The following is a 15,224-nucleotide window of genomic DNA, read 5'->3' as shown; positions in this document are numbered from 1 at the left end:
TTATGAATTTATTATCAGCAAAAAATTTATCACACACTTTTGAATATGAATTATTCAGCGATATATCTCTTGATCTTGAGGAAAAAGAATCGGTCGCTATTATAGGCATCAGCGGAAGTGGCAAGTCAACACTACTTCATATCCTATCAACTCTTTTAAGCCCGGACAAGGGCAGTGTACGTCTCTTTGGTGAAGACGTGTCACAGATGAATAAGAAAAAATTGGCAAAGATTAAAAGAGATTCACTGGGTTTGGTCTTTCAGTCCCATTATCTTTTTAAAGGTTTCAGTGCAAAAGAGAATCTAGAAGTTGCAGCTATGCTCTCAAAGCAGGATATAGATGATGCAATACTGAAAAGACTTAACATTTATGAAGCGATCAATCAAAAAGTCACAGAACTCTCAGGCGGTCAGCAGCAAAGAGTCTCTGTTGCCAGAGTCTTGACAAAACAGCCTCGCATACTTTTTGTAGATGAGCCTACCGGTAATCTTGATAAAGCAACTGCAAATGAAGTGATGGATATCTTTTTTGAATACATTGAAAAAAACAGTGCAGCTATGGTTCTTGTAACACATGATGAAGAATTGGCGCATAAGTGTAAAAAAGTTTACAGATTGGAAAATAAAAAACTCGTAGAAGTTAAGTGAGTAAAACGTAATGGTATCATGGACAGAGGTTTTTAGTGACACTTACATAGTCGGTTTTATACTTTTGTTCTTTCGTTTTGCAGCACTCTTTATGGCAACACCGATATTCTCTCATAAAAATATTCCGATGACAATCAAAACTTCTATGGCTTTTTTCTTTACTATAGTTTTTTATTCCTCAATGCCTCCTTTACAAATAGAGATAAATGTAGCGACAATTTTTCTTGCAATACTTAGTGAGCTGTTCTTTGGTCTGGCAATTGGAGTTGTTCTGCTTTTAGCTTACAACGTTATAACATTTGCAGGCGGACAAATATCCTTTATGATGGGATTTTCAATGGCAAGTGCCATTGATCCGCAAACGGGTGTATCAATGCCGATAATCTCTCAGTTTTTATCACTGATGGGACTTATGGTTTTGTTGGCAATAGATTTACATCACTGGTTGCTTCTTTTTATAGACGGGTCATTAAAGAACATTCCATTGGGCGGTTTTTTAATGACGGAAGATCTTTTTAATTATATTATCAAAGCTACTTCAAATATGTTTGTTGTCGGTTTTATGATTGCTTTTCCTATCATTGCACTCTCATGGCTTGCAGATGTTATTTTTGGAATGCTAATGAAAACAATGCCTCAGTTTAACTTACTTGTTATCGGTTTTCCTATTAAAATCATGGTTTCATTTATGGTTTTAATAGCAACATTTAGCGCCAGTATGCTGATTTTAAAAACACAGATGCAAGAAGCTTTTAACTATTTAGAGATGTTTTTTTAGTTTTTTTTTGATACAATGATAAAACTTATGCCCTCAAAGGAATAGACGTGAACATATTACTTTTAAATGATAATCCCGTTGTTACAAAGCTAGTAACATTAAGTGCACAAAAAACTTCTGACGAACTAGATATAGTAAGCAGTGTTGAAGATATAGAAGATAAAACGTATGATCTTTTTGTATTAGATGACACGTTGTACAATGAAGAGACACTTAACGAGGTAAAAGATAAAACTAAATTTATTAAATCATTATATGTATGTTCACGTGATGCCGAAGAACCGGAAGGTTTTACAGCAACTTTGAGAAAACCTTTCTTACCTACAGATTTAGTTGAATTATTTGTAACTTTGGGTAAAGATATAAGCAGTGTCACTATAGATAATGTAGAATCCGATGAACTAGACATAACAGACTCTCTAGAGGAAGAAGCAGTAATCGATGATGATGAACTTCTGGCATTGGAAGAAGATGACTTAGAGGATATGGGCGATATTGATGATTTAAATGAATCTTCATTTGATGATGAAGATGAACTTGGTGATTTGGATCTTGATCTTGATTTAGATGATGATACGCAAGAAGATGAAGAGCTTGATGATTTATTGCTTGATGATGATAACAATCAAGGTGAGAGTGTTTTAGATAAAGATGAACTACAAGAGGTTCAAAATCTTTTAGAAGAGACGGAAGAAATCAACGCAGAAGTCAATACAGATGAGTTGGACGAAGTCAGCCTGGATAATGAAGTCGAAAGCCTCGAAGAGGCGAACTCAGACTTAGAAGATTTAGATTTGGATGACTTAGACCTTGGTGATGCGTTAGAGTTAGATGAAGATGATTTAGAACTGGATGATATGGACCTTGAGCTTGATGAAGATTCTGAAGAAGTCAATGCTGAAGAGTTGGACGAAGTCCAAGAGAGTGATGAAGTCGAAAGTCTCGAAGAGACAGACTCAGACTTAGGAGATCTAGATTTAGGTGAAGATGACCTGGACCTTGGTGATGAGTTAGAGTTAGATGAGGATGATTTAGAACTGGATGATCTTGATCTTGATCTTGATGAAGATTCTGAAGAACTCAATGCCGAAGAGTTGGACGAAGTCCAAGAGAGTGATGAAGTCGAAAGTCTCGAAGAGACGGACTCAGACTTAGGAGATTTAGATTTAGGTGAAGATGACCTGGACCTTGGTGATGAGTTAGAGTTAGATGAGGATGATTTAGAACTGGATGATCTTGATCTTGATGAAGATTCTGAAGAACTTAATGCCGAAGAGTTGGACGAAGCCAGTTTAAATGATGAAGTCGAAAGTCTCGAAGAGACGGACTCAGACTTAGAAGATCTAGACTTAGATGAAGATAACTTAGACTTTGAAACTGATGATATGTCAGAGGAAGAAGCCAATGCAGAAGAATTGGATGAAACCAGCATGGATGAGGAAGATCTGGCTTTTGACGACGATGATATAGATAACCTTTCTATAGAAGAAGACTCTGAAGAAGTAAATTCAGAAGAGCTTGACATGGCTGAAGAAAGTGATGAAGTCGAAAGTCTCGAAGCAGAAGTCAATGAAGAAGAGTTGGACGAAGCCAGCCTAGATGATGAAGTCGAAAGTCTCGAAGAGACGGACTTAGAAGAAGAACTAAATATCGATAAAATAAGTGATGAAGATTTAGAGTCTAAAATAGAGAGTGCAGTTTTAGAACTTAGTGATGAAGATTTGGAGAGTGAATTGGACGCAGATACCCTTTTAAATATAGCAGTTAATGATATAGATGGATTAGAAATGCTTAATGCAAGAGATATAAAGCTTGCTATCGGCGAAGAAGTAAATACTGAAGAGTTAGATAAAACCAGCATAGACGATGAAGTCGAAAGCCTCAAAGAGACGGAACAAGAAGAGTCTACTGAAATCGAAAGCATCGAAGAGGCGAACTCAAAAGACATAGAAATAGATTCAAGCAATGAAGGGGTAGAAGCTCTTAAAAAATTATTGGCGGCACTTTCAAATGAGGATGTCGCGGCATCTATGAAAGGTATGAAAATCAATATCAATATAACATTAGGTGATAAATAGTGAGTAAAAGCGGAGCAGTATTAGTTCTATCAGGTCCAAGCGGTGCGGGAAAAAGTTCTTTATTAAATGAGATTATTGATGATATAGGGGAATGCTATTTCTCTATTTCTACTACGACTCGTCCTATTAGAACTGGAGAAGAAGAGGGTGTTCATTATCATTTTGTAAGCGTAGAAGAGTTTAAAAAAGATATTGAAGATGAGCATTTCTTAGAGTATGCATTAGTTCATGGAAATTACTATGGAACATCGATAAAACCTGTGCGTAAAGCTTTAAGTGCCGGAAAATTAGTTTTATTTGATATAGACGTTCAGGGAAATACGGCTGTAAACAACAGACTTGGTGATATTACTACTTCTGTTTTTATAACGCCTCCAACTCTTTCGGAATTGAAAAAAAGATTAGCTAATCGCTCAACAGATTCACAAGAAGTTATGGATGGTCGTCTTAAGATGGCAAAAAGAGAGATTCAAAGAATCAGTGAGTATGATTATTTAATAATAAATGATGAACTTTCAAAAGCTGCGAATATTTTAAGACAGATTGCCATAACTGCAAGAATGAAGACTTCAAATGATGAGATTAATGATTTTGTACAAAAATGGGAAGATATAGAACAATAGTTAAATATTACTAAGAGTGATAAGAGTAGTTACAGCAAAGTATAGATATACTCTCGCATTAATTTTATAAAAAAAGGAAATAACATGGGCATGCCTGGTGGAACAGAACTATTAATAATATTTGGAATTATCGTACTTTTATTTGGTGCTAAAAAGATACCTGATTTAGCAAAAGGTCTTGGTAAAGGAATCAAAAACTTTAAAAGTGAGATGAAAGAGACGGATGAAGTTGAAACTGCATCTACCGAAGCTCCTAAAAAAGTAGAAAACAGCGAAGAAGTTGCATCTACAGAAGCTCCAAAAAATACAACACAAGCATAATACTTGAAACAACGTGTATCGGCGCTTTTGCGCGAAAAGTTTGGTCGTGAAGTTGTTTTAGAAAAACCAAAAGACCGAACTTTCGGTCATTTTGCTACACCAATTGCTTTTTCTTTAGCTAAAGAACTTAGGAAATCTCCTATGGTTATAGCTGAGGACTTGGCATCTTCGTTTAATGAATCAGAAATATTTTCCAGTGTTGAATCAGTAAAGGGTTACTTGAACTTTCGCCTCAGTGAAGACTTCTTAAGCGAGTACGGAAATTGGGCGCTTCAAAATCAAGATGAGTTTGGAAAACAAGATAAAAAATCTAAAATACTTTTAGAGTTTGTCAGTGCAAATCCTACCGGTCCACTTCATATCGGTCATGCACGCGGTGCTGTTTATGGTGATACGCTTTACAGACTGGCAAAGCATTTAGGCTATGACATTACAGCTGAGTATTATGTAAACGATGCTGGGAATCAGATTGATTTACTGGGTCTCTCTATTCAGCTTTATGGCCGTGAGAATATACTCGGTGAAGATGTTGAATATCCTGAGAGTTACTACCGCGGTGAATATTTAGAAGGTCTTGCAAACGGTGCTGTGGAGAAATTCGGCAAAGAGATACTGAGCGATGAATCTCGTCAAAAAGAACTTGCCCTCTGGGCTAAAGACGGTGTTATGGATATCATCGTTAAATCTTTGGCAGACACAAACATTCACTTTGATACTTTTGTAAATGAATCATCTTTGTATGACGATTGGGACAGAGTTATGAAGAAGATGGGCGATGGCATCTATAAAAAAGATGACAAAGTCTGGATAGCATCCGAATCAAAGGGCGATGATAATGATAGAGTTGTTGTTCGTGAAGATGGCAGACCCACTTACCTAGCCGGAGATATTGTTTATCATAACCAAAAGTTTGAACGCGGATATGACCATTATATAAATATTTGGGGAGCAGACCATCACGGTTATATCCCAAGGGTTAATGCTGCAATAGAGTTCTTGGGCTACGATTCAAGCAAACTTGAAACACTTCTTTCTCAGATGGTGAGCCTTCTTAAAGACGGTGAACCGTATAAGATGAGTAAGCGTGCAGGAAATGTTATTCTTATGAGTGATATAGTCGAAGAGATAGGCTCAGACGCACTCAGATTTATCTTTGCATCTAAAAAGAGCGATACCGCTTTGGAATTTGACTTATCGGAGTTTAAAAAACAAGACAGTTCAAACCCTATTTTTTATATCCAATACGCTCATGCTAGAATCCAGACAATCCTCTCAAAAAGTGATTTTTCCAAAGAAGAGATTATGAAAGCTTCACTAAAAGGGCTTGATGAAAATGCAGACAGTCTGCTTTTTGATGCACTTTTGCTTCCTGAGATCATAGAAGATGCTTTCAGCTCTCGTCAGGTTCAAAAACTTCCTGACTATCTAAAGGCGCTAGCAGCCTCGCTTCACAAGTTTTACTATGATTGTAGAATCATAGGAACTGATGATGAGGCTAAACTTTTAAAACTTCTTTTAGTGGTTGCTTTATCACTAAAAACAGGTCTCTCTCTTCTTGGCATCGAAGCCAAAGACAGAATGGTTAAAGAGGAAGATTAGTAAAGAGTTTTTTTATCTCTTTTAGAGAACTTTTCGGAATCTGAATTAGGATGGGATTTTTACTCCCGTCCAGCCATGAAGCTATCTTTTTCATCTCTTTTAAACTCATAGAAGTACATCCGGCCGTAGAAGCATTTTTTGATTTTTGCACATGTAAAAAGATACAAGAACCTGCCTGTTTAATCTGCTTTGTATTATGTGCTACAACAACTCCAAGTTCATATTGTCCATCGTCTCTTTTCATCTGCTCAAAACTATTTGGTTTGATTTTTGGCATCTCTATAATCTTATTGTAGTCTTTAGAATCAGAATCATCAACACAAATGATGTTGTTTGAGAGATTGATGTATTTTAGGGCAAAATCCTGCCTGTTTTCATAACCAAAAATAGAGGTAAGTTTAAAGATGCCTGCCGGTGCTTTTTTATCGCCTTCTTGTTTTATAGGTTCATTGTCCCTTTGGGTTAGCTCAAACTCCCCTATACCCCAGCCAAGACCATTTTTACCTATGTTGACATCCATAGTTTTAAAGACTTGTTTAGCGTCTTCGTAACAAGTCAGTTTAGCTTTTGAAGAGTTAAAATCACTACTAACCACCAATATTATTTGCTGTGAGGCTAACAAGAAATTTTGCAAAAAGAGTAAGATTAAGAATGTTTTTATCATAATGTATGGTACTATTACTAAGATATGAACCTAATTAATTTATGGAAAGAATTATGAGTATGAAAATAAGAAAAGCTTTGAGCGAAGATGCTCCTTTTTTAGCACAGATGATTTTACAAAGTTCTCGTGCAGATAAGCAAATATGTATTTTTGATGTAATCTTTGAATCTAAAAGCGATGAAGAAACTTTAAAAAATCTAGAAAAACTAACAACTACTACAGCAAAAAATCAGTGTCATTATAGTAATTTTTTAATTGCTGAAATAGATGGTGAGAGTGTCGGCTCTTTATGTAGCTATGAACCGAGAATCGCAACAAGAGAAGTGTTTTTAGATTCACTTAAAGAGATAGGAAGAGACAGTAATGCGGAAAAATTTTTAGAGATTTTAGATTCTTGCAATTTTGATCTTAACAAAAGAACTTTAGTTTTTGATTATATGGAAGAGATTGAAGGACATATGGATGTCGGTATTTTAAAAGCACTTATGCAAAAGAGTCTTTTGACTGCAAGACTAAAAGGCTATAGAATAGCGCAAACAATGGTGGAAATAGGTTCATTAGAGACTCTTTTGTATTACAAAAAGCTAGGCTTTAAAGAAGCCAAACAAAAAGAATGTGAACTTTATAAAGAGAAATTTGGCAGACCGGGTTTAGTACTTCTAACTTTTGAGTTTTAATCATAGAGACTTCAAGCCTTTCTCTCCTGCCGTCCATTCTTGCTATTGCTTTGGCTCTGTATACGAGGAGTGTGCTGCTTTCCCTTTTTAGCGGAGTAGTCTTAGGTGTCTTTATCTTAAGTGACTTTTCTTTTTTTGCATCTGTAAAAACACTCTTTTCTCTCTTTACCTCTCTTTTAACGACGGCTTGGATATTAAAGACTCTGGGCTTTGCTATTTTAGTCGGAAGTATAATGGCTCTTATTGAAAGAAGTGGCGGGATTAACGGTTTTATTGATTTTATGCAACATAGGGCTAAACTTGTAAGCTCATCAAGATCTTCTTTAGTGCTTAGTTATGTTGTGGGAGTAATTATTTTTATAGAGTCCTCAATTACCTCACTGATAGCCGGGGCTGTCGGAAAACCGTTTTGTCATAAATACAGGATACCACAAGCTAAACTCGCTTTTGTATGTGACTCTACATCAGCACCGATTAGTTCTCTCATTGTGTTAAACGGCTGGGGAGCACTTCTGCTTGGACTTATATCAACCCAAATAACACAAGGTGTTATAGAAGCAGATGCTATAACTCTTTTAATAGATTCGGTTATTTATAACTTCTATGCTATGAGTGCTTTAGCTGTTACCTTTGTTGCTATTTGGTTCAACATAGACATAGGTCCGATGAAAAATACTAAATACATTCCTATAACAACAGAGACTATATTACCGAATCCTCAAAGTATGTACTACATGCTTTTACCAATAATATTAATGATCTTTTTAGTTTTTTTGTTTTTATATCTTACGGGAGATGGAAATATTTTAAAAGGAAGCGGTTCGAGTTCCATCTTTTATACTGTGCTGACAACTCTTTTATTTACTCTTTTTTATTATGTGCCTAAAAAAAACATGACTCTTAATACTTGGACTGCAAGTACTCTAAGCGGAGCTAAGAAACTGTTTCCTATTGCAATGATTTTACTTTTTGCTTTTGCTATAGGGGATGTTACAAGCGAGTTGAAAACCGGACAATATCTGGCATCTTTAGCTCAAAAGAGTCTTAGCATCTATCTCTTGGCATCTGTCATATTTTTACTTAGCTCACTTATCTCTTTTTCAACCGGGACCAGTTGGGGCACGTTTAGCATAATGATTCCAATAGCGATGCCAATGGCCGTGGCAATGGACGCCGATGTAGCACTTTGTATCGGAGCAGTTATATCTGGAGGAATATTCGGTGATCACTGTTCACCAATATCGGATACTACTATCATATCATCCATGGCAAGTGACTGTGATGTTGTAGAACATGTCAGGACACAACTACCCTATGCTCTTATAAGTGGATTTATAGCACTTATATCGTTTTTTATTTTCTCTCTTACATAATAATTAACAACTGTTCAAAAAATAAAATGTTATACTATATACAAATATCTTAAGCTGTTTAGTTAGTAGTTTAATAAAGGGTGGAGTGGGTGAAGACATTTGTGTTTTTAATTGTGTTGCTACCGATGTATCTATTTGGTAGTGATGGAAGTGTGAATATTGATTTGCAGTATAACAAAGCTATAAAATATTACAAAGAAAAAGATTTTAAAAGTAGTTATAATATTTTATCTAAGATATATATAACAAAACTATCAGATGCAAAACTTAGTTTTTATCTTGGTCGTTCGGCATATGAAACTGGTTATTATGAGATAGCATTGGCAGCTTTTGAAAGAGTTGAGATGCTTGACCCTGCAAATCTAAGAAATAAACTTGAGATGGCTAGAACGTACTTTATGCTAAAGATGTATGAAGATTCTGAACTTGCTTTTAAAGAGGTCTTAAATAATCCTAATATACCTCAAAATGTTAGAACAAATATAGAATTATATCTCTCTAAAGTTACAAAAGTTCAACAAAAATCGTTTACATATGCTACAGTAAATCTTGATTTTGTATATGACTCAAATGTTAATTATGGTTCTCTTGATAATGAATATACGATTAATATTGGAACTTTTCCAACTGCTTCAGAACAATCAAACACAGCATTGCAAGTTTATGCTGATATAGTAAATATTTATGATTTGGATGATAAAAATGGTTTTGCCATGAAAAATAAAGTAACATTATTTTTAAAAGATTATAAAGAGTTAGACGCATATGATGTTAAATATATAGGATATACACCAAGTATTTTATATAAAGAAACAAAATATCTTGGAGAGTTTGCTTTAAATTTAGATATTCTAAGTCTGGCAAATAAAGAATATATGCGCACTATAGGAGTGACTCCAAGATTCGAATATAGCCACTCAAATACGTTTAGAAGTATTGCTCATTTAAAATATCAGAAAAAATTTTTTTCACAAACTGTGCAATACGATCTTAACGCAGATCATTATGAACTCTCATATTCGCTGCAAAAGATACTTTCTCCTCGCTCTTACGTCCAAGCAAATATAATAGGAATAAGAGAAAGAAAACATCACGGCACAAGAATAGATGTAGATTATGATGAGTATAAAGTAAATGTTATTTATGCAAATCAGTTTACTCCTGTTTTTTCTACAGAATTATTTGCCGAGTACAGTAGAAGAAATTATGAAGACCATAGTACGCTTTTCAACAACACGAGAGCTGACAACGGTGGAATCGGAGTAGCAACTATTAATGCACGAATTCTAAAGACTTTACGGCTACATTTAAAAGGTGCATATAATAGAGTTGAGTCAAATCAAAATATATTTTCTTATCACAAATATACGATAACAACCGGCTTAAACAAAACATTTTAGGAGATAGGTTATGAAATTTTTAACAAAAACAATTTTAATAGTTCTATTTTTAGGGGCAACTCTCTTAGCTAATAATATTGCAACAGTTACGGGATTAAACGGTAAAGCATATGTTGAGAGGGATGGAACTAAAATAGAACTTACCATTGGTTTATCTCTGCAAGAAAAAGACAAAATTTTAACAGACGACAAAGCTAAAGTACAGATAATCTTTAAAGATGAGACTATCATTACAGTTGGAAAGAATTCTAGTTTTTCTATCAGTGAATACATGTTTGAAGAGACTCAAGAACCTGTCGCTAAGTTTGCAATGATAAAAGGTGCAATGAGAGCTATAACGGGGAAAATAGGGAAGATAGCACCTAATAAATTTAGTGTAAAAACAAAAACTGCAACTATTGGTATACGTGGAACTAATTTTACTATTTTAGCTGGGACAGATGGAAGTACACAAGTTTTTTGTACATTTGGAGCTATTAGTGTTAGCATAAATGGTGTAACATCTATTGTTCCTCAAGGTTTTCATGTTAATGTATCTGCAGATGGGAAAATATCAACACCTGTAAAATTTACGCCTAAACAATTAAATAAAATGAAAGCTGATAGTTTTACAACAAGCAAAGAAGATAAAGGCACAACAGAAACAACAGGTGAAACCTTTAGCCCCAAAGCTGATAGTCAGATAGATACAACAAAAACAGAAAATATTGATTTGGTCGTAAAAGATATCTCATCCCAAACAACAGATATTACCCATACGGTTACAGTTGATAAAGTAGCGGCAGAAAAAGCAGCGGCAGAAAAAGCAGCGGCAGAGGCAGCAGCAGCAGCCGCAGCAGCAGCCGTAGCAGCCGCAGCAGAAAAAGCAGCAGCAGAGGAAGCAGTAGCGGCGGCGGCGGCAGCAGCAGCAGCGGCGGCAGCCACTTTTGATCTAACTGGTTATGCAGTATGGTCTTCATCAACTGCCAGTACAGGAACAGCAACTGTGAATTTAAAAACACTCAATAGCTCTACCTTTGATACAACATCATCACTTAAAATTGGAGATTGGACATTTACTCCTGCAAGTACTATGTCCGGTGCTGGTACAATAAATGATTTTGCTGGTACATTTGCTAGTGTTACGTCAACAATTATGAGTGTACCTACTGTTGAAAGTAGCTCTTTTAGTGCAACAAATGATGACTATTCGAGCAGTGATGATATGTCATGGGGCGTCTGGAACACAACAATAACATATGACAATGATGGCAGTTCTACAACCGATAGTTTATCTGGTCTGTGGGTAGTGGGAAAAAATCCAACAAGTGCAAGTGTTATTGATGGATATATAACAGAAAAATGTACAGCTACATACAATGGTAAATACAAAGCAATTGCTGTTTCTAATGCTGCTCTTTCGACCGGAGTTGCAAAATTGGTCATAGACTTTGGAAATCCTTCTGCCACTCTCACAATAGGACCTGATGCAAGTCCTATTGCAACTTATACTAATTCTGGTAGTAGTGCTGTAAGCTCTAGTGGTATATCTGTTTCTCAAACAGGAGGTAATTATGGAACCGCAGTAGGCAAATTTTATGGAGTAGATGGTAAATCAGTTGCTGGAAGTTTTTATGTACAACCAGTGTCTTCTGGAATTACTACACAAGGTGTTTATCAAGTTACAACTGATTCTATCACAGCAGGTCAAGCATTAGCTCAGTAACAAACAATGAGAGATAAATACAAAATTTTAATCTTACTTTTTTTATTTATCTCTATATTGCTCTCGAGTGCTTATCTTTTTCTGCCGGCACACTTTCAATCTTTAGACAATAGGGTCCGAGATTTTTATTTTAAATTCCGCGGTCCTCAAAAAGCCAGTGATGATGTTGTTATTGTTGACATTGATGAGAAGAGCATAAAAGAACTTGGCCAGTGGCCTTGGGAGAGAGATAAATTTGCTCAAATTTTAAATAATCTTACTGCATCCGGCGCGGGAATAATCGGTCTTGATATTGTTTTTAGTGAAGCAGACAAGACTAGTCCAAAGCTTCTTGCAAAGAAGTGGGGCATCGATGATAAAAAGATGCCGGATTATGATCTTATACTCTCACAAACTATTGCTTCGACTCCCACAATCTTGGGTTATGTGTTTGACTTTAATGCTGATAATGCAAATGATGCTCCGCAAGTTCCTGCTATTTTTGTAGAAAAATCAAAAAAAGATATGGAGTTTCTTCCTATTGCTCGCGGAGTTTTAACAAATCTAAAACTCATCCAAAATGCAAGTTACTCTAGTGGATATATGAACAATATTCCTGATGAGTCAGGTATTATCCGCAGTGTTCCTTTGCTAATTAAGTATCAAAAACAGCTCTATCCCTCACTTGCTTTTGAGATGTACCGAATAGCAACCCAAAGCACGAAAGTAGTTACTACATACTCAGAGGTAGGAATAGAAAATATCAGAGTCGGCAAGCAATATATTCCGAGTGATAGATTTGGACGACTGCATGTAAACTTTAGAGGACCGTTTAAGAGTTATAGTTATATTTCAGCGGTTGATATTTATAACAAAAGCTTTGATGAGAAACTGATAGAAGGTAAATTTGTTCTCATTGGAACATCTGCTTATGGACTTATGGACTTGCGTTCTACCCCTATGGACAATGTTATAGCGGGGGTTGAAGTTCATGCAAACATGATAGATAATCTCTTAAATGATGATATGTTGAGAAAGCCTGGATGGGCAGAAGTGGCAGATCTAACGGCTATTATGATAATAGCTTTTATTGTTATATTTATTTATTCGAGATTTTCACTTTTAGTCTTGAGTATAGTATATGCAATCTCATTTATTGGTCTGATGTACGCAAACTATTATCTCTTATTTACAGAGCTGGTTATCATAAACTCTATTTTTCCACTCTTTTCCATCTTTTTATCACTAGTCGGGACTCTTGGCGTAAACTACTTTTTTGAGACAAGACAAAAAGAGATCATCAAAGGAAAATTTGCTTCTAAAGTAAGTGCTAGTGTTATGGAAGATATTTTAAAAAACGCTGAGTCAAACGCTATGGAAGGTCAGGAAAAAGAGATTACAGTCTTTTTTTCTGATGTTAGAGGATTTACAAACATATCTGAATCTATGGGAGATGCCAAGCGTCTGATTAGATTTATGAACGATATAATGGAACCTATGACAGAGATTATCATAGATGAAAAAGGTACAATTGATAAGTATATCGGAGATGCTATCATGGCTTACTGGAATGCACCTTTAGATGTGGAAAATCATGCTGATAGAGCAGTAAGAGCAAGTCTTAGACAACTGCATAAACTCAAAAGTCTAAATGAAGAGTTGAGAGAAGATCCAGAGTTTAAAAATGTTACGAAGATGGCAGATGACAACAATATACCAATTGTTGATATCGGCATAGGTCTAAACAGTGGACCTGCTATTGTCGGGGAGATGGGATCTAGTATTCGTTCGGATTACACTGTCATAGGAGATACTATTAACTTGGGTTCCAGACTTGAATCTTTGTGTAAGTATTACAACTCAAGACTAAACATTTCCAACTTTACAAAGAGTCAGCTAAAGGGAAAATATATTTACCGTTATTTAGATTTAGTGACTGTAAAAGGTAAAAGCGAACCAGTTGAGATATGGCAGATTCATGATTTTGATGAAGAAGAAAAAGAACCGTTATTTTATTCAAGCAGAAAAGAACTTTTGGAAGAACTTGAAGCTTATCACAGAGCTATAGAACTTTACAAATCTCAAAAGTTCGCAGAAGCTCTTGATATATTTAAAGAACTGAATGCTTTAGAGCACAAGAGCAATCTAAAAATATACGACATCTACATAGAACGTTGTGAGCACTATATAGAGATGCCTCCTGAAAACTTTAACGGTGTATTTGTACATATGACAAAAGGATGAGATTAAACTCCTAGAGCATTGTTTATGGAGTAACGCATATCTTCATCAAGATTTTCCATACTTGTTAGCATCCATCTTAGGTATCCTGCATCTGAAGCCGCAACTTCTGCAAGAGTTTTACCTTTGTACTTTCCAAATTTGAATGACTTTACAAGGATTGGGGTATTTGTTAGATCAACCATCTTATCAACTGGATTTTCACCAGGATATAGAGTAGACACCGCTTCTCTGAGCTTTGTTAAAAATAGCTTTAGAACCAAGACATCACCGATAGCATCGTGAGCTTTTACTACGACACCTAAAGCATCCGCTTCTTTTTGTTCGTCTTTGTATAGTCCCATTTTATAGCGGAAGTATTGAAGTCTATGCGCTTCTTCATCAGGCATGACATGTTTGGCAACTCGTAGAGTGTCTATGACTTTCATCTGAGTGTTAAAACCCTCTTTTTCAAGCATACCTAAATCAAACGGAGCATTATGGATAATCATGTAGTTCTCACTGACGTTCAACTCACACAGTCTTTTATATGCGACACTATCAGTACAAACAGGTTTATCTTGCAGCATCTCAGGGGTGATACCGTGAACTTCCATCGCTCCAAAACTAATAGGCACATCAGATGAGTAAAACTCATTGTGGACTTCTACATCTTTTGCACCAAGAACAACATAGCCCAGTTGAATTACCCTGTCATTTTCACCTACCCCTGTAGTCTCTGTATCTAATATCACATATTTTTTTGCCAAAAATTATCCTTTTAAAAATGGGTCTAACATATAAAATTCTTCTACTTGCAAGAATTCTTCACTCAGTTCTATCTCCATAGTTTCTTCTTTTATTTTATAATTACAAAATACAACAAATCTCATAGGATATGTTTTTGCATAAAACTTGAAGTTTGTCACACAAAGAGGTTCGTTTAACTCTTCAAGAAGATATCTTACATATTTAAGAGCTTCTTTACTGGACTGGAGTTTCAAAAGATTAAAAATATTTTTTATCTTTATCTCCATAAACAACTCTTTATCGTTTTCCAGGTAAGTGTTATAAATAGCGCGTGCAAGTCTTAAAGCATCGGCACTTAATGGTTCTTGTAATAATTTTTTCTTTGTAATTTCATGTAGAATCATAGTAGC

At 35.5% G+C, this 15,224-nt stretch carries 14 protein-coding genes; 11 read left to right on the top strand and 3 right to left on the bottom strand.

Features of this window, described 5'->3' with window-relative positions:
• The first annotated feature begins 2 nt into the window (after positions 1-2).
• The 6 genes from ABYK18_RS02680 (at position 3) to argS (ending at position 6,046) form a co-directional block, all read left to right on the top strand.
• On the top strand, positions 3-647 hold the full coding sequence (locus ABYK18_RS02680) for an ABC transporter ATP-binding protein (protein ID WP_373035068.1): 645 nt from the start codon (positions 3-5) through the stop codon (positions 645-647).
• Positions 648-657: 10 nt separating this feature from the next.
• Positions 658-1,425: a flagellar biosynthetic protein FliR gene (gene fliR / locus ABYK18_RS02675; RefSeq protein WP_373035067.1), complete on the top strand. Its 768-nt coding sequence runs from the start codon at positions 658-660 to the stop codon at positions 1,423-1,425.
• A 47-nt stretch (positions 1,426-1,472) separates the two neighbouring features.
• Positions 1,473-3,503 (top strand): DNA topoisomerase IV, encoded by a 2,031-nt coding sequence (locus tag ABYK18_RS02670; RefSeq protein WP_373035066.1) that lies wholly within the window; start codon positions 1,473-1,475, stop codon positions 3,501-3,503.
• Entirely contained in the window at positions 3,503-4,126 is a 624-nt protein-coding gene (gene gmk / locus ABYK18_RS02665; protein WP_373035065.1) for a guanylate kinase, read from the top strand. The genes ABYK18_RS02670 and gmk overlap by 1 nt, the downstream gene beginning before the upstream one ends.
• A gap of 84 nt (positions 4,127-4,210) precedes the next feature.
• Positions 4,211-4,447: a twin-arginine translocase TatA/TatE family subunit gene (gene tatA / locus ABYK18_RS02660; protein ID WP_373035064.1), complete on the top strand. Its 237-nt coding sequence runs from the start codon at positions 4,211-4,213 to the stop codon at positions 4,445-4,447.
• 3 nt (positions 4,448-4,450) lie between these two features.
• On the top strand, positions 4,451-6,046 hold the full coding sequence (argS, locus tag ABYK18_RS02655) for an arginine--tRNA ligase (protein WP_373035063.1): 1,596 nt from the start codon (positions 4,451-4,453) through the stop codon (positions 6,044-6,046).
• Here argS and ABYK18_RS02650 read toward each other — a convergent pair.
• Positions 6,030-6,710, bottom strand: coding sequence for a L,D-transpeptidase (locus tag ABYK18_RS02650; protein ID WP_373035062.1), 681 nt, complete (start codon positions 6,708-6,710; stop codon positions 6,030-6,032). The genes argS and ABYK18_RS02650 overlap by 17 nt on opposite strands.
• A 59-nt stretch (positions 6,711-6,769) precedes the next feature.
• Between ABYK18_RS02650 and ABYK18_RS02645 the strand changes: the two genes are divergently transcribed.
• From ABYK18_RS02645 to ABYK18_RS02625, 5 genes are all read left to right on the top strand, one after another.
• Positions 6,770-7,387, top strand: a complete 618-nt coding sequence (locus tag ABYK18_RS02645; RefSeq protein WP_373035060.1) for an N-acetyltransferase family protein — start codon at positions 6,770-6,772, stop codon at positions 7,385-7,387.
• 71 nt (positions 7,388-7,458) lie between these two features.
• Positions 7,459-8,760, top strand: coding sequence for a Na+/H+ antiporter NhaC family protein (locus ABYK18_RS02640; RefSeq protein ID WP_373035059.1), 1,302 nt, complete (start codon positions 7,459-7,461; stop codon positions 8,758-8,760).
• A gap of 89 nt (positions 8,761-8,849) precedes the next feature.
• The gene (locus ABYK18_RS02635) at positions 8,850-10,160 is read left to right on the top strand and encodes a surface lipoprotein assembly modifier (RefSeq protein ID WP_373035058.1); all 1,311 of its coding nucleotides are present in this window, start codon (positions 8,850-8,852) and stop codon (positions 10,158-10,160) included.
• Positions 10,161-10,170: 10 nt separating this feature from the next.
• Entirely contained in the window at positions 10,171-11,865 is a 1,695-nt protein-coding gene (locus ABYK18_RS02630) for a FecR domain-containing protein (RefSeq protein ID WP_373035057.1), read from the top strand.
• 6 nt (positions 11,866-11,871) lie between these two features.
• Positions 11,872-14,088, top strand: coding sequence for a CHASE2 domain-containing protein (locus ABYK18_RS02625; RefSeq protein WP_373035056.1), 2,217 nt, complete (start codon positions 11,872-11,874; stop codon positions 14,086-14,088).
• 2 nt (positions 14,089-14,090) lie between these two features.
• Here ABYK18_RS02625 and ABYK18_RS02620 read toward each other — a convergent pair whose 3' ends face one another.
• Together ABYK18_RS02620 and ABYK18_RS02615 are read right to left on the bottom strand one after the other, a co-directional pair.
• Entirely contained in the window at positions 14,091-14,834 is a 744-nt protein-coding gene (locus ABYK18_RS02620; RefSeq protein ID WP_373035054.1) for an exonuclease domain-containing protein, read from the bottom strand.
• A gap of 3 nt (positions 14,835-14,837) precedes the next feature.
• Positions 14,838-15,218, bottom strand: coding sequence for a hypothetical protein (locus ABYK18_RS02615; protein ID WP_373035053.1), 381 nt, complete (start codon positions 15,216-15,218; stop codon positions 14,838-14,840).
• Positions 15,219-15,224: the final 6 nt, after the last annotated feature.

The organism is Sulfurimonas sp. (assembly GCF_041563495.1).
Lineage (GTDB): Bacteria > Campylobacterota > Campylobacteria > Campylobacterales > Sulfurimonadaceae > Sulfurimonas.
Note: the sequence above shows the minus strand (reverse complement) of the source record. Positions and strands in the feature narration are given on the sequence as shown.